18 protein-coding genes are annotated in these 18281 nt (G+C 68.1%); 11 read left to right on the forward strand and 7 right to left on the reverse strand.

Features of this window, described 5'->3' with window-relative positions; translation table 11 throughout:
- The 7 genes from RD110_RS25655 to RD110_RS25685 all read left to right on the forward strand — a co-directional run bounded on the left by RD110_RS25655 (nucleotide 1) and on the right by RD110_RS25685 (nucleotide 6006).
- A complete protein-coding gene (locus RD110_RS25655; RefSeq protein ID WP_076203590.1) occupies nucleotides 1-1146 on the forward strand; it encodes an NAD(P)/FAD-dependent oxidoreductase in 1146 nt (381 codons plus the stop codon).
- Nucleotides 1136-1513, forward strand: coding sequence for a (2Fe-2S)-binding protein (locus tag RD110_RS25660; RefSeq protein WP_076203593.1), 378 nt, complete (start codon nucleotides 1136-1138; stop codon nucleotides 1511-1513). Before RD110_RS25655 ends, RD110_RS25660 begins: the two co-directional genes overlap by 11 nt.
- Entirely contained in the window at nucleotides 1503-2918 is a 1416-nt protein-coding gene (locus RD110_RS25665; protein ID WP_076203596.1) for an FAD/NAD(P)-dependent oxidoreductase, read from the forward strand. Before RD110_RS25660 ends, RD110_RS25665 begins: the two co-directional genes overlap by 11 nt.
- On the forward strand, nucleotides 2908-4065 hold the full coding sequence (locus RD110_RS25670; protein ID WP_076203598.1) for an NAD(P)/FAD-dependent oxidoreductase: 1158 nt from the start codon (nucleotides 2908-2910) through the stop codon (nucleotides 4063-4065). Before RD110_RS25665 ends, RD110_RS25670 begins: the two co-directional genes overlap by 11 nt.
- A 56-nt stretch (nucleotides 4066-4121) precedes the next feature.
- The gene (locus RD110_RS25675; protein ID WP_076203601.1) at nucleotides 4122-4478 is read left to right on the forward strand and encodes a RidA family protein; all 357 of its coding nucleotides are present in this window, start codon (nucleotides 4122-4124) and stop codon (nucleotides 4476-4478) included.
- Nucleotides 4479-4735: 257 nt separating this feature from the next.
- Complete coding sequence (locus RD110_RS25680) at nucleotides 4736-5401, forward strand: outer membrane beta-barrel protein (RefSeq protein ID WP_076203603.1); 666 nt, start codon at nucleotides 4736-4738, stop codon at nucleotides 5399-5401.
- A gap of 86 nt (nucleotides 5402-5487) precedes the next feature.
- Nucleotides 5488-6006, forward strand: coding sequence for a hypothetical protein (locus tag RD110_RS25685; RefSeq protein WP_157900330.1), 519 nt, complete (start codon nucleotides 5488-5490; stop codon nucleotides 6004-6006).
- 18 nt (nucleotides 6007-6024) lie between these two features.
- Here the strand turns inward: RD110_RS25685 and RD110_RS25690 are convergent, their stop codons facing one another.
- From RD110_RS25690 to RD110_RS25700, 3 genes are read right to left on the reverse strand one after another with little or no spacing between them, the layout of a single operon-like run.
- Entirely contained in the window at nucleotides 6025-7959 is a 1935-nt protein-coding gene (locus RD110_RS25690; protein WP_076203609.1) for an FAD-binding monooxygenase, read from the reverse strand.
- 28 nt (nucleotides 7960-7987) lie between these two features.
- Nucleotides 7988-8959: a Bug family tripartite tricarboxylate transporter substrate binding protein gene (locus RD110_RS25695; RefSeq protein ID WP_076203612.1), complete on the reverse strand. Its 972-nt coding sequence runs from the start codon at nucleotides 8957-8959 to the stop codon at nucleotides 7988-7990.
- Nucleotides 8960-8979: 20 nt separating this feature from the next.
- Nucleotides 8980-9705 (reverse strand): class II aldolase/adducin family protein, encoded by a 726-nt coding sequence (locus tag RD110_RS25700; RefSeq protein ID WP_076203615.1) that lies wholly within the window; start codon nucleotides 9703-9705, stop codon nucleotides 8980-8982.
- 164 nt (nucleotides 9706-9869) lie between these two features.
- On the opposite strand from RD110_RS25700, the gene RD110_RS25705 reads away from it, so the two are divergent.
- Nucleotides 9870-10817, forward strand: coding sequence for a LysR family transcriptional regulator (locus RD110_RS25705; RefSeq protein ID WP_076203618.1), 948 nt, complete (start codon nucleotides 9870-9872; stop codon nucleotides 10815-10817).
- Here RD110_RS25705 and RD110_RS25710 read toward each other — a convergent pair whose 3' ends face one another.
- Nucleotides 10818-11576 (reverse strand): GntR family transcriptional regulator, encoded by a 759-nt coding sequence (locus RD110_RS25710; RefSeq protein ID WP_076203620.1) that lies wholly within the window; start codon nucleotides 11574-11576, stop codon nucleotides 10818-10820.
- Nucleotides 11577-11757: 181 nt separating this feature from the next.
- Between RD110_RS25710 and RD110_RS25715 the strand changes: the two genes are divergently transcribed.
- A complete protein-coding gene (locus RD110_RS25715) occupies nucleotides 11758-12762 on the forward strand; it encodes a Bug family tripartite tricarboxylate transporter substrate binding protein (RefSeq protein WP_076203623.1) in 1005 nt (334 codons plus the stop codon).
- 12 nt (nucleotides 12763-12774) lie between these two features.
- A complete protein-coding gene (locus RD110_RS25720) occupies nucleotides 12775-13932 on the forward strand; it encodes a hypothetical protein (protein WP_076203625.1) in 1158 nt (385 codons plus the stop codon).
- A gap of 34 nt (nucleotides 13933-13966) precedes the next feature.
- On the opposite strand, the gene RD110_RS25725 is transcribed toward RD110_RS25720, so the two are convergent.
- From RD110_RS25725 to RD110_RS25735, 3 genes are read right to left on the reverse strand one after another with little or no spacing between them, the layout of a single operon-like run.
- On the reverse strand, nucleotides 13967-14506 hold the full coding sequence (locus RD110_RS25725; protein WP_076203628.1) for a MarR family winged helix-turn-helix transcriptional regulator: 540 nt from the start codon (nucleotides 14504-14506) through the stop codon (nucleotides 13967-13969).
- Complete coding sequence (locus tag RD110_RS25730) at nucleotides 14506-15705, reverse strand: Gfo/Idh/MocA family protein (RefSeq protein WP_076203631.1); 1200 nt, start codon at nucleotides 15703-15705, stop codon at nucleotides 14506-14508. Before RD110_RS25730 ends, RD110_RS25725 begins: the two co-directional genes overlap by 1 nt.
- On the reverse strand, nucleotides 15705-16715 hold the full coding sequence (locus RD110_RS25735) for a PDR/VanB family oxidoreductase (protein ID WP_083686594.1): 1011 nt from the start codon (nucleotides 16713-16715) through the stop codon (nucleotides 15705-15707). The genes RD110_RS25730 and RD110_RS25735 overlap by 1 nt, the downstream gene beginning before the upstream one ends.
- 165 nt (nucleotides 16716-16880) lie before the next feature.
- Between RD110_RS25735 and RD110_RS25740 the strand changes: the two genes are divergently transcribed.
- Complete coding sequence (locus RD110_RS25740; RefSeq protein ID WP_076203633.1) at nucleotides 16881-18242, forward strand: Rieske 2Fe-2S domain-containing protein; 1362 nt, start codon at nucleotides 16881-16883, stop codon at nucleotides 18240-18242.
- The last annotated feature ends 39 nt before the right edge of the window (nucleotides 18243-18281 follow it).

Here is an 18281-nt window from a genome sequence, read left to right on the forward strand (position 1 = left end):
ATGAACCACACCAACTCCAATACCAGCGACGTCATCGTCATCGGCGGCGGCCTGGTCGGCAGCGCCGTGTCCTACGGCCTCGCACGCCAGGGCGTGAAAGTCACCCTGCTCGACGAAGGCGACCAGGCTTTCCGCGCCTCGCGCGGCAACTTCGGCCTCGTCTGGGTGCAGGGCAAGGGCTTCGGCATGACACCTTATGCCAGCTGGACACGCTCGTCCTCCGGTCTCTGGCCGCGGCTCGCGCAAGCGCTGCTGGACGACACCGGCGTCGATGTCCATCTGCAGCAACCCGGTGGCTTCTGCTTCACCTTCTCCGATGAGGAAAAGGAGGACCGCCGCCAACGCATGCAGGCCATCCAGGACGAACTTGGTGGCGACTATCCGTTCGAGATGCTCGACCGCCAGGACGTGATCGCCCGCGTGCCCGCCCTCGGCCCCGCCGTGACCGGTGCGAGCTACACGCCGATGGACGGCCACACCAACCCGCTGAAGCTGCTGCGCGCCCTGCATGCGGCCAACCTGAAGCGTGGCGTCCATTACGTCAGTGGCCAGCCGGTGAAGCAGGTCCAGGCCGAGCCCCGTGCAGGCGGCAGCCTCTTCACCGTGGAAGGCCGCTGGCAGGCCCCGCGCGTGGTGCTGGCCGCGGGCCTTGGCAACCGGGGCCTGGCGGAGATGCTGGGCCTGCATGCACCCGTGGTGCCCAACCGGGGCCAGGTGTTGATCGGCGAGCGCACGAGCCGCTTCCTCGACTACCCCACGCTCAACGTGCGCCAGACCGACGAGGGCACGATCCAGCTCGGCGACTCGATGGAAGAGGTCGGCTTCAACGACAACGTCACGACCGACGTGCTGGCCAACATCGCCCGGCGCGGCGTGCGCACCTTCCCGGTCCTGGCCGGCCTGCGGTTGGTGCGCGCCTGGGGCGCGCTGCGTGTCATGAGCCCCGACGGCTTCCCGATCTACCAGGAGTCGCCGAAGCACCCCGGCGCCTTCGTCACCACCTGCCACAGCGGTGTGACGCTGGCCGCGGCCCACGCCTTCCGCGTCGCACCCTGGGTCGCCGGCGCGCCGCGGCCCGAAGAGATCGGCGTCTTCCAGGGCGACCGTTTTTTGAACCCCAACTACCGCCCCGCCCATGCCCACTGATTCCTTGTTCCGACCGCTGGCCCAGGCCGGCGCCAGCACCGCCAAGACGGTCTCCGTCACCCTCAACGGCGCACCGCTGCAGTTGCCTTCCGGCACCAGCGTGGCGGCCGCGCTGCTGAGCGCAGGCGTGCAACGCTTCCGCAATTCACCGGTCTCCGGCGAAGGCCGCGCACCGTACTGCATGATGGGCGTGTGCTTCGAATGCCTGCTGGAGATCGACGGCGTACCGAACCGCCAGGGCTGCCTGGTGGCGCTGGAGGCCGGCATGGCCATCCGCACGCAGGACGGCATGCGCGACCTGCTTGCGGAATCCAAGGACCCGGCGGTTGCACTCGCCCAGGCCATGGAGGCACCCCATGGCCTTTGAAGCATCGCCCCCGGCGGCCGCCGGCCGGCCGGCTGAAACGGTGGACATCGCCATCGTCGGCGCCGGCCCGGCCGGCATGGCCGCGGCCATCGCGGCGCGACGGCACGGCGCCAGCGTCGTGCTGCTCGATGAGCAGGCCGCCGCCGGTGGCCAGATCTACCGCGGCATCACCACCGCACCCACCCAGCGCCTGGACGTGCTCGGCCCCGACTACGGCGCGGGCGCATCGCTCGCGAAGGACTTCGCCGCCAGCGGCGCGCGCCACATCACCGGCGCCGCGGTCTGGCAGGTCACCGCCGAGCGCCAGGTGCATTACCTGCAGGGCGGCGGCGTGCGCTCGCTGCAGGCCGACCGCGTGCTGCTGTGCACCGGCGCCATGGAGCGGCCGTTCCCGATCCCAGGCTGGACGCTGCCTGGCGTGTTGACGGCCGGCGCCGCGCAGATCCTGCTCAAGGGCTCGGGCATGGCGCCGACGCAGCCTGTAGTGCTGGCCGGCTGCGGCCCGTTGCTCTACCTGCTCGGCTGGCAGTACGTGCGCGCCGGCGTGCCGATCGCGGCCATCGTGGATACCACCGACGGCAGCGACTACCGCCGTGCCATCCGCCATGCGGGCGGCGCGCTGGCCGGCTGGCGTTACCTCAAGAAGGGCCTGTCGCTGATGGCCGCGCTGAAGCAGGCCAAGGTACCGTTCTACAAGGGCGCGACCGAACTGCACGTGCTAGGCGTTGGCCAGGCCAGCGGCCTGGGCTTCGTCAGCGGCGGCACGCTGCGCACGGTGGACAGTCCGCTCGTGCTGCTGCACCAGGGCGTGGTGCCGAACACGCAATTCTCCTGGTCGCTGCGTGCCAAACACGCGTGGGACGAGGCCCAGCTGTGCTGGTCGCCCGTGACCGATGCCTGGGGTGAACTCGACGTGCCGGGCATCTTCGTCGCGGGGGACAGCGGCGGCATCGGTGGCGCCCGCGTGGCCGCGCTGCAGGGCGAGCTCGCTGGCCTGGCGGCCGTCACGCAGAACGGCAAGCTCGCCGCCGCGACGCGCGACGGTCTTGCCGCACCGCTGCAGGCCGAGATGCGTGAACACCTGTTCATCCGCCCCTTCCTCGACGCGCTGTACCGGCCGAAAAAGGCCAACCGCATTCCGGCCGATGGCACCATCGTCTGCCGCTGCGAGGAGGTCACCGCCGGTGACATCCGCAGCTATGTCGAACTGGGCTGCACCGGCCCCAACCAGGCCAAGAGCTTCGGCCGTTGCGGCATGGGCCCGTGCCAGGGCCGGCAATGCGGCCTGACGGTGACCGAAGTCATCGCCGACGCGCGTGGCATGACGCCGGAGCAGATCGGCTACTTCCGCATCCGCCCGCCGATCAAGCCGATCACGCTCGGAGAACTGGCGCGTGAAGCCTGACAACGCAGGCTTGCCGCGGGGCAGCGATGTCATCGTCATCGGCGGCGGTTTCCACGGCACCTCGAGCGCGTTCCACCTGGCACGCCGCGGCGCGAAGGTGACGCTGCTGGAGTCGGAGTATTGCGCGCGCCATGCCTCCGGCGTGAACGCGGGCGGCGTGCGCACGCTGGGCCGCCACTTCGCCGAAGTGCCGCTGGCGCGCGCCTCGCTGGGCCTGTGGCACGACCTGCCCGAACTCCTCGGCGCGGACCTCGCCGCCGATGCGAGCTTCGTCGCCAGCGGCCAGCTGCAGATCGCGGAGACACCCCAGGAGCTGGACAAGCTGCGCCACCGCGTGGCCGAACTCCACGCGCTCGGCTTCACGCACGAGGTCATCGTCGATGCCCAGCAGGTGCGCGAGATCGCGCCGCGCCTGGCGCACCATGTGGTCGGCGGCATCTGGGTCCGGGACGACGGCCATGCCGTGCCCTACCGCGCCGTCACCGCGTTCCGCCATGCGGCGCAGCGCCTGGGCGCACAGTTCCATGAAGCCACACCGGCGCAGACCATCGAACGCATCGGCGACCGGTGGAAAGTCACCACCCATCGGGGTAGCTTTGTCGCACCGTGGCTGGTGAACGCGGCCGGCGCGTGGTCGGGCGACTTCGCCGCGCAGGCGGGCGACGTGGTGCCGATGCAGCCAGGCGGCCTGATGTTGATGATCACGCAGCGTGTGCCGCACTTCGTCGACCCGGTGCTGGGGGCTGCGGGCAGGCCGCTGTCCTTCAAGCAATTCGCCAATGGCACGGTGCTCATCGGCGGCGGCCTGCGCTGCGGCGCCGACGTGGTGCGCCGCCACGGCGAGGTCGATTTCATGAAGCTCTCGTCGAGCGCGCAGACTGTTACCGACCTGTTCCCGCATCTCGGCCCGATCAACATCGTGCGCGCCTGGGCCGGCGTCGAGGCCTTCATGCCCGACGACATTCCCGTCATCGGCCCGAGCCGCCACGCACCGCAGCTGGTGCATGCGTTCGGCTTCTCGGCCCACGGCTTCGAGCTCGGACCCATCGGCGGGCAGATCGTCTCCGAGCTGGTGCTCGACGGATCCAGCAGCCTGCCGATCGCACCTTTCGCCGTGGACCGTTTCGCCACCGCGCACCTGCATTGAGCCGCGCGCCGCAGCCGCTCCTTTCCTTTTCACCAACCACCCAGAAAGACCATTCGATGTCCGACATCCAACGTTACGAATCCACCCCTCGTCTCTCCCGTGCCGTGGTGCACAACGGCCTTGTGCATCTGGCCGGCATCACCTCCGCCGTGCGCGACGGCGACATCACCGTGCAGACGAAAAGCGTGCTCGACACCATCGATGCGCGGCTGGCCAGCGTCGGCAGCAGCAAGGAGCGCATCCTGAGCGCGCAGATCTGGCTCAAGGACATCGACGCCGACTTCGCTGCGATGAACGCCGTCTGGGAAGCCTGGGTGCCCGCCAGCGGCAGCCCCGCCCGCGCCACCTGCGAAGCCAAGCTGGCCGCGCCCAACCTGCTGATCGAGATCATCGTCGTCGCCGCAGCCGGCTGACGCGGGCGGCGGGCGGCCGTCGCCTCGGGCGATACACGCCGTGGCGCTCTTTACGGCCGCTTTACCGCCGCGCTACCCCGGCTTCGCGCAGCGCTCCTGTAATGGCGGGGCGCTGGCGGCTTTGCGGCATCGTCTGTAAAGACCGGTTGATTTCTTCGGTCGAACCCCGGCCAGCGCCGACCGGAATGGCGCGGCGATGAACCCCATGTCGCTTCATCGGCGCGTCCCATCTGCGCGAACCGCGCAAGGAGCTTTTCATGACGAAGAAACTGAGCTGGGTGATCTCCTCAGCAGGTATCCTGACCCTCGGCCTCGGTGCTTTCGCCCCCGCGGCCTTCGCCGCCGGCCCGGACGCGCCCGACCTCTACATCGGCGGCAACATCTCGATGAACCGCGCCTCCGACCTGGGCGGCAAGATCGATTCCGGCCTGGCCAGCCAGGGCATCGCCGCCAACAGCTCGGCCGACAAATCGAGCACCGACCCGAGCCTGCGGCTGGGCTACAAGCTCACGCCAAACTTCGCGGTGGAGGCCAGCTACGACCACCTCTCCTCGCACGACGTGAACTCGAACATCTCGTCGCCGACCGCCGACACCGCCAGCGGCCACTGGAAGGCCGACGGCCTGGGCCTGCATGCCGTCGGCATCGTACCCATCGACCAGAACTTCTCGGTCTACGGCCGTGTCGGCGTGGAGCAGTTCCACACCAAGTTCGATCTGGCCTCGACCGCGGGCGGCAGCACGGCCCTGTCGAACTCCGGCCACAACACCTCGCTCGTGCTCGGTGCCGGGCTGAGCTACGCGATCAACAAGAACGTGGACACGGTGGTCGAATACAACCGCTTCAACCACGTGGGCGATGCCGACACAGGCCGCAGCGCGGTCAACCAGTTCAACGTCGGGCTGCGCTACCACTTCATGTAGCCGAACATCCCTGCGCCCGGGTCGGGAAAGTCGGCGGCTTATCATTCCGCGCTTTCCTTCCACGGGCGTTGGCCCACAACGACTTGATGCTTCGATCGACATCGGCCGGCGCCTGCGCGCTGGCTGTTTTCCTGTCCGCTACGACCGCCTGGTCGATGGCGCGTGCGCAGCCCGCAGCGGACGCCGCCGCACTCGGCATGACCCTCGCGGAGTTGCAGGCGGCCTATCCGACGCTGCAACGTGTGGCACGCCCGGTGGTAGCACCGCACGGCCTGCGCGGGCAGTGGCGGCTGGACGATCGCCAGATCGCTGGCCTGCCTTTCGAGACCACCTTCTTCATGCAGGGCCAGCGCGTGCAGCGCATCGAACAACTGCGCATCGACACGAGCCAGCCATGCGCGCAGCAGGATGAGTTCAGCGCCGTGGTCCACGCCACCGGCCTGCAATACGGTGGCGGGGTGACCGGCTTTGCGTCGACCGGCGTGGACGCGTTCGGCACCGTGGGCGACGCCGATGTCTCGGCGCACCTGCAGGTCAGCGCGGCGATGTGTTCGATTCGTGTCGTCTACAAGCCCACGGTGTTGCGGGATGCCTCCACCCTGTAGGACGCATGGCAGACTGAACTAGCGCGCCGCATCCGCCCGCATGATGCCGGCGAAGAAGTCGGCCAGCGCCTGGTGCGCGTCCAGCGGCAACACGTGCGCGATGTACTGGTCGGGGCGCACCACCACCAGCGCGCCTAGCGCGCGGTCGATGCCGCGCAACGCAAAGATGTCGGCATCGGCCCTTGCATGCGCGCAGAAGACCTTCTCGTGGTCCTGCAGGCCGTAGCGCCCCTTGCGCGGCAGCAGTAGCGGCGGCCAGGACGTGACGTCCAGCTCGCGGTGCCCCTGCTGGAAGATCGCGCGGAGGTCGAACACGGCATCGACGTCCTGCCTCGCCCGCGTGTACCTGCGCACCGGCGACGCCGGAGACTCATCGAGAAACCGGCACAACTCGCCGAGTCGCGGGCCCGCGTCGCCCCGGCCATCCGCCGCGGCCGCGAAGGCGTAGAGGCGCCAGCGGCCGTCCGCCTTCGCCACATGCCCGAGCTCGACGGGCCGGGCGTCGAACGCGCGCAGCACCGGCGCCGAATGGAAGCGGGTGCCGACCACGAAGCCCGTCGCGAGCGCCTGGTGGGTGTCGGGGCCGCGGATGGGCGAGGGCCGGTAGTGCGTGCCCATGCCGGCGGTGAAGCGCCCGTGGCGTTCGAAGTATTCCTGGAAGGCCTTGGGGTCCACGCCATGGGAGGCGCCATCGGCATCCTTCTGCAGCCGGTCGCTGAACATCTTCGCCCACTCGCGGTCGAAGTCGATCAGTTCCTGGGCGACGACCTGCCGCTCTTCCGAATAGGTCCGCAGCAGTTCCGGCCCGCACTGCCCGGAGAGCACGGCCGCCAGCTTCCACCCGAGGTTGAAGGTGTCCTGCATCGAGAAATTCATCCCTTGCCCGGCCTTGGGGCTGTGCGTATGGCACGCGTCGCCGGCGATGAACACATGCGGCAGCCGCGTACCGGCTTCATGCGCGGGGACCTCGTCGTACTTGTCGCAGATGCGCTGGCCGATCTCGTACACCGACCACCATGGGACTTCCTTCACATCGAGCTTGTAGGGATGGAAGATGCGCTGCGCCGCGGCGATCAGCTGCTCGAGCGTGATGCCGCGCTCGGCCACACGCTCCTCTTCGCCGAGCTTGTCCATCTCGACATAGCAGCGCACCAGGTAGCCGCCCTCGCGCGGAATGACCAGCAGGTTGCCGTTGGCCGACTGGACGGCCACCTTGAAGCGGATGTCGGGGAAATCGGTCACCGCGAGCATGTCCATCACGCCCCAGGCGTGGTTGGCGGAATCGCCGACCAGGGTGCGGCCGATGGCCTTGCGCACGCCGCTGCGCGCGCCGTCGCAGCCCACCACATAACGCGCCTTGATGGTCTCGACCTGGCCGGCATGGCCCGCGTCGGTGCGCGTCAGGCGCGCCGTGACAGGGTGGTCCGTCGCGCCCGGATCGATGGTCAGGTCCAGGAAGCTGCGGTGGTAGTGCGGCTCCAGCCGCGTCGGCGCGTTGCGCATGAACTCGAGATAGAAGTCGTGCACCCGCGCCTGGTTCAGGACCACGTGCGGGAACTCCGACAAGCCGTCCTCCGTGTCCTGCACCCGCCCGTGGCGCACGATGTGCTCCGGCTGCCGCTCGTCCGGCTTCCAGAAGGTCACTTCGTTGATCCAGCAGGCCTCCTTCAGCACCCGGTCGCTGAAGCTGAAGGCCTCGAACATCTCCATCGTGCGGCAGGCGATGCCGTCGGCCTGGCCCAGTTGCAGCGGGCCTTCCTTCTGGTCGACGATGCAGGTGCGGATGTGCGGAAAGACGGCCAGCTGGGCGGCCAGCGTCAGGCCGGCCGGCCCGCAACCGACGATCAGCACGTCGACCGCCTCGGGCAGCGCATCCGTGCGCGGACCAAGCTGGGCCGCGGCTTCCAGGATCTCGGGATTGCCCGGCCTGAAACCGTTCAGATGAAATTGCATGGGGCGTTTCTCTCTTCTGGCCGGCCTGCTACTCGGCCTTGATGTTGGCGCTCTTGGCGAGGTCGGTGTAGCGCTTGGTGTCGGCCTTGATGAGGCGCGCCAGGTCCTCGCCCGTGCCCCTGTAAGGTTCAACGCCGGCGTTGGACAGGTTGGCGACCACTGCGGGTTGGGCCAGGATGGTCGAGATGTCGGCCACCAGCTTCATGACGACGGCAGGCGGCAGGTTCTTCGGGCCCATGAGCGCGAACCAGATGGAGAAGTCGAACGGCTTCAAGCCCTGCTCCTCGAAGGTGGGCGTGTCGGGCAACTGGGCGTAGCGCTGCGCGGTGGAGACGCCCACCACCTTCAGCCGCCCATTCTTCGCATAGGGCGCGACCAGGTTGGCACTGACGATGGCCAGCGGGATTTGCCCGCCGAGCACGTCGGTCACCGCGGGTGCGCAACCCTTGTAGCCCGCGTGCGCGGCGGCCACGCCGGTCTGCTGCTTGACGAGCTCCATCACGAAATGCTGCGGCGTGCCGATGCCACAGGAGCCGTAGCTCAGCGCGTCCGGTTTGGCCTTGGAGGCGGCCATAAGTTCCTTCACGTTGCCCACGTTGAGCGAAGGATGGGCGGCCAGGGCGATCGGTGTCACGCCCAGCAGCATGATCGGCGTGAGGTCTTTTTCCGGGTCGTAGGGCAGCTTGCCCATCACGCCGAGGTTGGTGACCATGGTGCTGTTCTGCAGCAGGAGCGTGTAGCCGTCGGCAGGCGCACGCACCACTTCCGCGCTGCCGATGTTGCCGGAGGCGCCGGCCTTGTTGTCCACCACCACGCCCTGGCCCCACATCTGCTGCAGGCCGGCGCCGATCTGGCGCGCGAGGATGTCGGAGCCGCCGCCCGTGGCGTAAGGCACGACGATGCGCACGGATTTGGAAGGATAGGTGTCGGCCTGCGCCGCGGCGCCGACCATGACCAAGGCGGCCGCGCAGAACGCACCGAAGGATGATTTGATTCGCATGGGATGTCTCTTGATGGGTGTCATTGGTCGAGATCGACCTGGCCGAGCCGCTTGATCCACAGGTTCCACGAGCGCGGGATCTGCCCGTCGTTCATGTCGGAGGAAAGCTGTGCCTCCTCCTTGTTGAGGAAGGTGATCTCGCCCAGGCCGTTGGCCGCGAGCTGCAGCTTGGCGTTGACTTCGGCATAGATCGCGCGGTAGACCGCCTGCTCGAGCGAGGTGCCGACCACGGTGGAGCCATGGCCACGCATCAACACGCAGCTGTGCTGGCCGAGCGATCTGGCCAGCGCCTCGCCGAGGTAGGAACTGCGGATCAGCATGTCGGTGTTGCCGCCGGCCTCGCGGATCTCGAAATGCGCCGAGCCTTCGCTCAGGAAGCCGGACATGTGGAACACGGGCTTCAGCGCATTCTTGGTGATGGCGAAGGGAATCACGCTCTGCGAATGGCTGTGCACCACGGCCACCACGTCGGGCCTGGCGCGGTAGATCTCGCCATGGATGAAGCGCTCCAGGTAGGGGCGCTCCTTCTGGTCCGACAGGGTGTTGCCGTCGTAGTCGTAGACCGTGATGTCCTGGCGGCGCACCATGCCCGGCGCGCGGTTGCACGACAGCAGGAAGGCGCCGGGCACGCTGTCGTGGCGCACGCTGACGTGGCCCAGGCCGTCGACGATGTTCTGGTCGTAGAGGATGCGGTTGGCGTAGACCAGGCGATCGACGAGGTCGGCAGCGGGTGACTGGATGGGCATCGGATTTGTCTCCTGTGGAAGGTGTTGCAGGCCGCGGGATGTCGCCGGGGCCATGCGGCTAGCCGACGTATTCTTGGCCCCAGCCACTATGTTGGCAAGCACGCCACCGGATAATCGGTATCGCGATTTCCAATAATGGGCTCGCGCAACGAAGGAGACCGACGGTGGCCAAGCTCGATCTGGAATGGCTGACTGTGTTCGAAGAGGTGTTCAAGACGGCCAGCGTCTCCAAGGCCGCCGAGCGGCTGGGCATGCCGCAGGCCGCGGCCAGCACGGCGCTGATCAAGCTGCGTGCGCATTTCGGGGACGCGCTCTTCAGCCGCACCGCACGGGGCATGCTGCCCACGCCCTATGCCCAGGCCATCCAGCCCTCGCTGCGCGCGGTGCTGGCCCATCTGGAGCAGGCGCGCGCCAGCCACGGCGGTTTCGAGCCGGGCGAGGCGCGGCGCACGTTTCGCATCAGCATGACCGACATCAGCGAGATCGTGCTGGTGCCGACCCTGCTCAACCACCTGCGCCGGGTGGCGCCCGGCATCCAGGTCGACATCGAGAAGATCTCGACCGACAGCGTGCGGCGCCTGCAGGACGGCGATGTGGACCTGGCCGTGGGCTTCATGCCGCAGCTCGACGCGGGCTTCTACCAGCAGGTGCTGTTCGCGCAGAACTTCGTGTGCCTGGTCGCGACCGGCCACCCGCGCATCGCCGCCAGGCTCAGCAAGGCCGCCTTCAGCCGCGAGGGCCATGTCGTCGTCGGCTCCTCGGGCACGGGCCACGCCATCGTCGACAAGGTGCTCGAGCGTGCCGGCGTGCCGCGCCAGGTGGTGCTGCGCGTGCCCAGCTTCCTGGGCGTGGCGCGCATCGTGGCCGAGACCGAACTCATCGCCACCGTGCCCGTGCTCTACGGTGAACTCATGGCCCAGCGCGAGCAGGTCCGCGTGCTGCCCGTGCCGCATCCCGTGCCCCGCTACGACGTCAAGCAGCACTGGCACGCGCGGTTCCACACCGACCCCGGCAACGCCTGGCTGCGGCGTACCATCGCCGAGTTGATGGGCGATGGCGCCTTGCCCGCAGCAGGTGGCCAGGGCGCAAGGCCGGCGCCGACGAACCGCTGATCAGCCGGCCGTGGCCGGCACACCGTCGGAGGCTGCGTTAGGGGTGTCGTCGGCCGCCGGACCTTGTCCACCCTCCTGTTGCAGGCGCAGCATCATCTCGCGCTTGTTGTCGCGGCTTCGGCGGGCATGCTCGCGCATGATGGCCTCGGCGCGGCTGCCTTCCCGGGCCACGATGGCATGCAGGACGTCGGCATGGTCGTGCTGGGCGCGCAGCAGCAGCTTGTACTCGAGCCGGGGCAGGGAGCCGTTGAGCCCGAGGGCGCCGGCACCGGCCATCGGCGTGCGGCTCACGGCCTCCAGGGCCGTGGCGAGCGCGGCGTTGTCGGCCGCAACGACCAACGTGCGGTGGAACAGGGCGTTCATGGCCACCCAGCGCATGGCATCGATGCCGGCCCCCGCCGCCGCCTCCTGCAGCACCAGCTCGCCCTCGCGCACGCAGGTTTCCAGGGTCTGCAGGGTGTGCGCGTTGGCGCCCGCCTCGGCCACGCTGCGGGCCGCCATGCCTTCCAGGACGCCGCGCACGTCCACCGCCTGCGCGATCGCGTCGATGCTGAAGCGCCGCACCTGAAAGCCGCGTTTCGGAAGCCGTTCGAGCAGGCCTTCCTTCTCCAGTTCTCCGAGCGCGATGCGCAGCGGCGTGCGGGAAACACCGAGCTCCGCAGAGTACTGCACTTCCACCAGGCGTTCCCCGGGCGCGAGTTGACCGGCAAGCACGCGCCGGCGAAGTTCGTTGATCACCCTCTCGATCTGGGAAGCCATGCGTTGTCCTTTGGAAGCGCCCCAGTTTAGCGAGCGACTGAGCAATCGATCCAAACCAAAAATGCATGCATTTTTAATGCTTCAAACGGGTTTACCCGGATTTATGCGTGAATTTTCTCGACCGAGAATATCAAATGCATGCATTTGTCTTTGCGCCTGATCAACACCACGCGAGGTTTTCATGACCCGGTCCGTTTTTGCTCCCACGGTGCGCCGTGATCGCCGCACCCTTCTGGCACTGGGCGGATTGGCCATGCTGGCCCGTAGTCCGCTGGCCTTGGCGCAGACCTATCCGGCCAAGCCCATCAAGCTGATCGTGCCTTTTCCGCCTGGCGGTGGCGGCGACACCCTGGCCCGCCTGGTCATGACACGAGCCGCCAAGGAGCTCGGCCAGCCCATCGTCATCGAGAACCTGGCCGGCGCGGGCGGCAACATCGGCTCGCAGACCGCCACGCGCGCGGCGGCCGACGGCTACACCCTGCTGTACGGCACGAACGGCACACACGCCATCAACCAGACGCTCTACAGGAACAGCGGCTTCGACGCGGTGCGCGATTTCGAACCCGTGAGCCAGTTGACGCGCATTGCCGCGATGGTGGTGGTCCGCCCGGGCCTGCCGGCCAACACCATGCCGGAACTGCTCAAGCTGCTCAAGGCCTCGCCGGGCCGCTACACCTTCGCGTCGGCCGGCAACGGCACGACCTCGCACCTGGCTGGCGAAATCCTCAAGAGCCGCACCGGCCTGTCCATCGTGCACATTCCCTACCGCGGCGGCGGCCCGGCCATGACCGACCTGCTCGGCGGGCAGGTCGACCTGCTGATCGACGTGATGCCGAGCACCGCGCCCCAGGTGCGCGCGGGCAAGCTGCGCGGGCTGGCCGTCACCACGGCCAAACGCGTGCCGGCCATGCCCGAGGTGCCGACCATCGCCGAGTCCGGCGTGCCCGGCTTCGACGTGAGCGCCTGGGACGCCGTCTTCGCGCCGGCCCACACGCCGGCCACCATCGTGGCCCAGCTCAACGAAGCCATCCGCAAGGCCGTGAACGACCCCGAGCTGCGCGCGCAACTGATCGAGCGTGGCGCCGAAGCCGCGCCCGGCACGCCGGCCGAACTGGGCCAATTCGTGAAGTCCGAAATCGTGCGCTGGGGCGAGGCCGTCAAACGCTCAGGTGCCTCCATCGAATAAGAAAGCCTGGTGATGAACCCTCCCGAACATTACGTCGGCCTGCCGCCGCCCCTGGCGCCCGCGCTGACCCAGACCAAATATTTCTTCCAGGCGCTGGACAACTTCTCGCGCGTGTTCGCGATCCGCCCCGGCGACGAGGTGCTGTTCCTGGCCGATCCTTTGCTCGACCCGCGTGTGATCGACGCCGTGATCGGCATCGCGCGTTCGCGCGGCGCGCAGGTGCGGGTGTACATGGAGCCCAGCACGCAGGTGACGGCAATCCCCGAGGCCATCCACGGCCTGCTGAAGAAGGCCAGCTTCGTGGTCTCGACCTGGTTCTGCTCGATCCTGGACCCGCTGTGCATCCAGCTGCGCCGCGAAGGCCAGCGCTGGGTGAAGATCACCTACTTCCGCGACCTGGACCTGCTGCACACACCGCAGGCACGCTTCCCGATCGAGGTCATCGGCGAGATCATCCGCGCCACCGCCGAGCGCTTCCCCAAGGGCGAGGCCTTCGACCTGCGCTTCACCGATACGCGCGGCAGCGACTTCCGCATCGGCTTCACACCCGAGATGCGCGAGAACCAGCTCGCCACCAACCGTTGGCGCGGCAAGATGACGGCCGAGGAAGACGGCTGCTACGTGCACTACCTGGCCACGCACGGCCCCAACCTGTGGGACCACAACTCGGTGAAGAACGACATGCGGGTCAAGGTGGACATGTCCGGCGTGCTGTATCCGCAGTGGGCGGTCGGCTTCGCGCGCCCCTTCGAGGAAAAAATCGGCGTGGTGTTCGAAGGCGAATACATCAGCGCGGTGCACGGCGAGTCGGAGGAGGCCAGCATCCTGCGCGAGATGCTGGTGGGAGGTCGCATGATCGAAGGCGGCGGCTGCGGCTTCAATCCCAAGGCGCCGCGCCACACGGTCTACCCCGCAGGCTCGAATGCACCCGGTGCGATGCATTTCGGCATCGACCTGGCCAAGCCCTCGGACTACATCCGCCGCGTGATGCCCGATTGGGAAGAACCGCCGGTGCACATGGACCTGATCACGCTGGACGCGACCGTGACCGCCGGCGACAAGCTGCTGGTGGACCGCGGTTTCCTGTGCGCGCTGCGCGATGCCCGCGTAGTGGAACTGGCCAGCCGCTACGGCGACCCGGTCGAATTGCTCGAAGCCGTGGTGCTGTAACGCCTCGGCGCCGCGCCAGGCGCTTCGCTTCGGCTCAGGGACGCGACTTGGCCCGGCTTCGTGGCCCAGCCTTCGCCACCGGCGCATCCCGCGCGTCCAGCAGCAGTTCGTCCTGCGCCAGGTTTTCGATCATGGCCAGCAGCACGCGCCGCGTGGTGCGCACATCGGCCGGCGAAATGCCGTTCACGCTCACGTGGTTGGTTTCCTCGGCCAGCGGCACCAGCTTTTCCTTGAGCGCACGGCCCGCGTCGGTGAGGTGCACGTACATGTTCTTCTTGTTGGTCGGCAACTGGCGGCGTTCGATGTAGCCCTGCGCCTCCATGGCCTTCATCGCGGCGAAGGTGGTGGGCTCCATCACGCCGGCGCGTTCGCTGAGCTCCTTCTGCGTGAGGCCGTCGGCCTCCCACAGGATGCGCAGGAAGGTCCACTGGCCGAAGGGCACGCCATGCTCCGCCAGCCGCACCTGCAGCGCCTTGTGGAAGGCCCGCGCGGCATCGCGCACCAGATGAGCCAGCCGGTCGTTGGGCACGGCCTCGCGCCAGTGGCGAATGATCGATTGGGTGTCGTTTTTCATCACGCCGGATTGTGACCGACCTGGTGCGCCGGCCGGCACTCCCGGCCGTTACGCGCCGACTCGAGGACGGCCAGGCAGACCGCCGTGGTGGCGCGCGCCCATTCGCCGCTGTGGCTGGCCGGTCGGCCATCGACGACGGTGGCGATCAGCTCGTCGATCACCTCCTGCCGGGGCACGGGTGGAGGCGGCAGCGGCAGGAAGCTGCGTTCGCCATCGGCATAGACATGGATGCCATCGGCCACGGGTCGCAGGTCCGCCTTTTCGCAGCCCACGATCAACGGGCCGAAGTGCTGATGGGCCAAGGGCACGGCCGGTGCGGAAGGCGCCTGGTAGAGCGCCCCGCCGTAGTTGCGCGCGGCCTTCAGCGCAGCTTCTTCCGCGGCCGAAGCGGCGGTGGCCAGGCGCTTGCGCGCGGCACCATGGTCGGCCGGGTTCTTGGCCTGCCCCATCTCACCGACATAGCCCATGAACTCGTCGGAATCGAAGTGGCCGTAGCCACTGTAGGTGGCCGATGCGAAGGCGCCGCCCTCGAAGCCCAGCAGTGCACTGTAGGCGCCCTCGGTGGGGCGTTGCGGGTCCCAGGCGCCGGTATGGGCGCGCACGCTCTGCACCAGGCCGCCGCCGAGCAGGCGCACGACGTCGATCTGGTGCGTGGCCTGGCTGTGGATGACGCCGCCACCGGCATCGGTGACGAGCTCTTCGGGTCGGCGCGGGCGGTACAGGAAGTCGGTGAAATTCAGGGCCGTGATCATCTTCACCGCGCCGTAAGCGCCGCTGTCGATGAGTTCCCGCGTGCGCCGCACCGGCGTATTGAAGCTGTGGCTGTGGCCGACGATGAGGTGCACGCCCGCCTTGCGGGTGGCGTCGATCATCGCCGTGCATTCGTCGAGCGAAAGCGCCATCGGCTTTTCCACCATGGCGTGTTTGCCGAAGGCCGCCGCCACGCCCACGTGCGCGGCGTGGAACTGGTGCGGCGTGGCCACGTAGACCAAGTCCACGGCGGGATCGGCGCACAGGGTTTCGACCGTGGTGTAAGCCGGCATGCCGAAATCGCTCTCGAACCGGGCCCGGGCGCTGGCGATGGGATCGCAGGCGGCGACCAGGCGCACGCGACTGTCGGCGAGAAAGGTCGGCAGCATCAGCGTGAATGCACGGCCCAGGCCGGCCACCCCGATGCGCAGGGTTCGTGCCCCGGCCATCACAGGTCCAGCACCAGTTCGGGGGACACTGCGCGCGAGACGCAGACCATGATGTGGTCGGTCTTCTCCTCAATGGAAAGCACCATGTCGCGGTGCTCGGCCTCGCCGGCGAGCAGCCGCGTCTTGCACGATCCGCAGGTGCCGCTCTCGCACGAACTCGCCACTCGCAGGCCTTGCGCGCGCAGGGCCTCGAGGAGGGTCTGCTCGGCCGGCACTTCCAGCGTCTTGCCGGTCCGGGCCAGGCGCACCTGGAAGGGCTTGTTCTCGGACTGAAGGCTGGCGTCCACGCCGAAGCTCTCGAAGTGCACTGTGCCCGATGGCCAGTGGCCCGACATGTCGGCCACGCTGTCCATCAGCCCGCGCGGTCCACAGCAGTAGACATGGGCTGCTCCAGGCTTTTCGAACATCGGCCAGAGGTCGAGCGCCTGCGCCATGTCGCCGTGGTCGTGGTGGATCTGCACCTGGCCGGGGAAGTCAGACTCGAGCTGCGCCATGAAGGCGGTCGTGCCCGGGTCGCGCGTGCAGTAGTAGAGATGGAAGCCGCGGCCAAGCCGCTTCAGCTGCCGCATCATCGACAGGATCGGCGTGATGCCGATGCCACCGGCGATGAAGATGAAATCGCTCGCGCGTTCGTCGAGCTCGAAGTTGTTGCGCGGCGCGCTCACCAGCAGCCGCTGCCCCGCGTGCACCTCGTCGGCCATGCTCAGCGAGCCGCCACGGCCGCGTTCGTCACGTTTGACCGCGATCTCGTAGCGACTGGTGTCGGCCGGGTCGCTGCACAGCGAGTAGTTGCGCCGCACACCGACGGGCACCTGCACCGTGAGGTGCGAGCCGGCCGTGAAGGCGGGCAGCGCCGCACCGTCGGGACGGCGCAGCTCGAAGAGATAGATGCCCTGGGCCACCGCTTCCTTGCGCACCACCTCCACCTCGAAGAAATCGGGATCGCTGCCGGCGGCGTGTTCGGGCGCCACGGTCGTGTTCGGTACTCCATCCTCAGGGTAAACGCTCATTCGTGTCTCCGTTGAAATTCTTGACAAATGTCAAATTCGGGATAATCTTAGTCATCTAAGAATAATTGTTCCAAGCGCAATTGGCAAGCGATTTCGAACCGGCTTGCAAACGCCGCCCGGTTGTCCGATCCCCACCCGAAACTCACCGCCCCAGGAGGCCCCGAAATGTTGACTGCCGAGGAAAATGAACTGTTGTGCCGCGTCGAAGGCCAGGCCCCGATGGGCCAGCTCATGCGCCGCCACTGGACCCCTGTCTGCCTGATCGAAGAGGTGAGCGAACCCGACGGCACGCCGGTGAAGGCGCGTGTCTTCGGCGAAGACCTGGTGGTGTTCCGCGACACCAACGGACGCGTCGGCGTGATGGACGAGTACTGCCCGCACCGCCGCGTGTCGCTGGTGTTCGGGCGCAACGAGAACTGCGGCCTGCGCTGCCTCTACCACGGCTGGAAGATGGACGTGGACGGCAACGTGGTGGAGATGGTGTCCGAGCCCGCTGCCAGCGGCATGGCCCAGAAGACGAAACACCTGGCCTATCCCACGCAGGAATGGGGCGGCTTCGTCTGGGCCTATATGGGGCCTGCGGACACAAAGCCGGCGTTCGTGCCGCCGGCCTGGGCGCCCACGGCCGACGCGCAGGTCACCATCGCCAAGGCCGTGATCCCCTGCAACTGGGCGCAGATCCTGGAGGGGGCGATCGACTCGGCCCACAGTTCGAGCCTGCATTCGTCGGACATGGTCCCGGCCCGCGTGGCCGGCGCCGAGGCCACCGACACGACCTGGCTGCGCCCGTCCACCGACAAGGCGCCGCGCATGCAGGTGGAGCGCGGCGGCTACGGCTTCCGTTATGCGGCGATCCGGCGGCCCATCGCCAACGCCGCCGCGAACGACTACGTGCGCTCGACCGTGTTCGTGGCGCCGGCCACGGCGCTGATCCCACCCAACAACCTCTACAACGTAGCCAACATCAACGTGCCGATGGACGACACCAATACGGCGTTCTACTTCATCGCCTGGGGACACAAGGACCAGACCCCGGACACCGCCACCTGGCGCAAGTTCCTGGGCCAGCAGCCCGGCGTGGACCTCGCGCCCGGCTACGTGCCGCTGCGCAGCCGCGCCAACATGTTCTGGCAGGACCGTGGCGCGATGAAGGCCGGCAACTTCACCGGCATCACCGGCTTTCCGAACCAGGACATCGCCATGTGGGTGACCATGGGCCCGATCGCCGACCGCACGCACGAGCGCCTGGGCGCGAGCGACATCGCCGTGGTCGAGTTCAGGAAACAGATGCTGGAGGCGGTGAAGGCCTTCCAGGCCGGCGCCCCGGCCATCGGCACCGGCGACGCGCGCATCCCCGCCGAGGTGGTGGCGTTTCAGGCGATCGTGCCCAAGACCACCGACTGGCGGGCCTACAAGGCCCACTACGTCTGGGACGGCAAGGAGCCCGAACTCGAGCCGTCCTATTCCACCGGCGCCCCCGCCGAGTCGCCGCAGCCGGTACCACCACCGGTGGCCACCTCCGCCTGAGAAGGTGTGAGAGCGTCCCCAAACACAACGAAGAGACAA

It is taken from the genome of Rhodoferax koreense (assembly GCF_001955695.1).
GTDB classification, from domain to species: Bacteria; Pseudomonadota; Gammaproteobacteria; order Burkholderiales; family Burkholderiaceae_C; genus Rhodoferax_B; species Rhodoferax_B koreensis.

Excerpts from the sequence above, each read along its gene's own strand:
- RD110_RS25655 (WP_076203590.1), top strand. The coding sequence starts at position 1 with ATGAACCACACCAACTCCAATACCAGCGACGTCATCGTCATCGGCGGC.
- RD110_RS25660 (WP_076203593.1), top strand. The coding sequence starts at position 1,136 with ATGCCCACTGATTCCTTGTTCCGACCGCTGGCCCAGGCCGGCGCCAGC.
- RD110_RS25665 (WP_076203596.1), top strand. The coding sequence starts at position 1,503 with ATGGCCTTTGAAGCATCGCCCCCGGCGGCCGCCGGCCGGCCGGCTGAA.
- RD110_RS25675 (WP_076203601.1), top strand. The coding sequence starts at position 4,122 with ATGTCCGACATCCAACGTTACGAATCCACCCCTCGTCTCTCCCGTGCC.
- RD110_RS25680 (WP_076203603.1), top strand. The coding sequence starts at position 4,736 with ATGACGAAGAAACTGAGCTGGGTGATCTCCTCAGCAGGTATCCTGACC.
- RD110_RS25685 (WP_157900330.1), top strand. The coding sequence starts at position 5,488 with ATGCTTCGATCGACATCGGCCGGCGCCTGCGCGCTGGCTGTTTTCCTG.
- RD110_RS25690 (WP_076203609.1), bottom strand. The coding sequence starts at position 7,959 with ATGCAATTTCATCTGAACGGTTTCAGGCCGGGCAATCCCGAGATCCTG.
- RD110_RS25695 (WP_076203612.1), bottom strand. The coding sequence starts at position 8,959 with ATGCGAATCAAATCATCCTTCGGTGCGTTCTGCGCGGCCGCCTTGGTC.
- RD110_RS25700 (WP_076203615.1), bottom strand. The coding sequence starts at position 9,705 with ATGCCCATCCAGTCACCCGCTGCCGACCTCGTCGATCGCCTGGTCTAC.
- RD110_RS25710 (WP_076203620.1), bottom strand. The coding sequence starts at position 11,576 with ATGGCTTCCCAGATCGAGAGGGTGATCAACGAACTTCGCCGGCGCGTG.
- RD110_RS25715 (WP_076203623.1), top strand. The coding sequence starts at position 11,758 with ATGACCCGGTCCGTTTTTGCTCCCACGGTGCGCCGTGATCGCCGCACC.
- RD110_RS25720 (WP_076203625.1), top strand. The coding sequence starts at position 12,775 with ATGAACCCTCCCGAACATTACGTCGGCCTGCCGCCGCCCCTGGCGCCC.
- RD110_RS25725 (WP_076203628.1), bottom strand. The coding sequence starts at position 14,506 with ATGAAAAACGACACCCAATCGATCATTCGCCACTGGCGCGAGGCCGTG.
- RD110_RS25730 (WP_076203631.1), bottom strand. The coding sequence starts at position 15,705 with ATGGCCGGGGCACGAACCCTGCGCATCGGGGTGGCCGGCCTGGGCCGT.
- RD110_RS25735 (WP_083686594.1), bottom strand. The coding sequence starts at position 16,715 with ATGAGCGTTTACCCTGAGGATGGAGTACCGAACACGACCGTGGCGCCC.
- RD110_RS25740 (WP_076203633.1), top strand. The coding sequence starts at position 16,881 with ATGTTGACTGCCGAGGAAAATGAACTGTTGTGCCGCGTCGAAGGCCAG.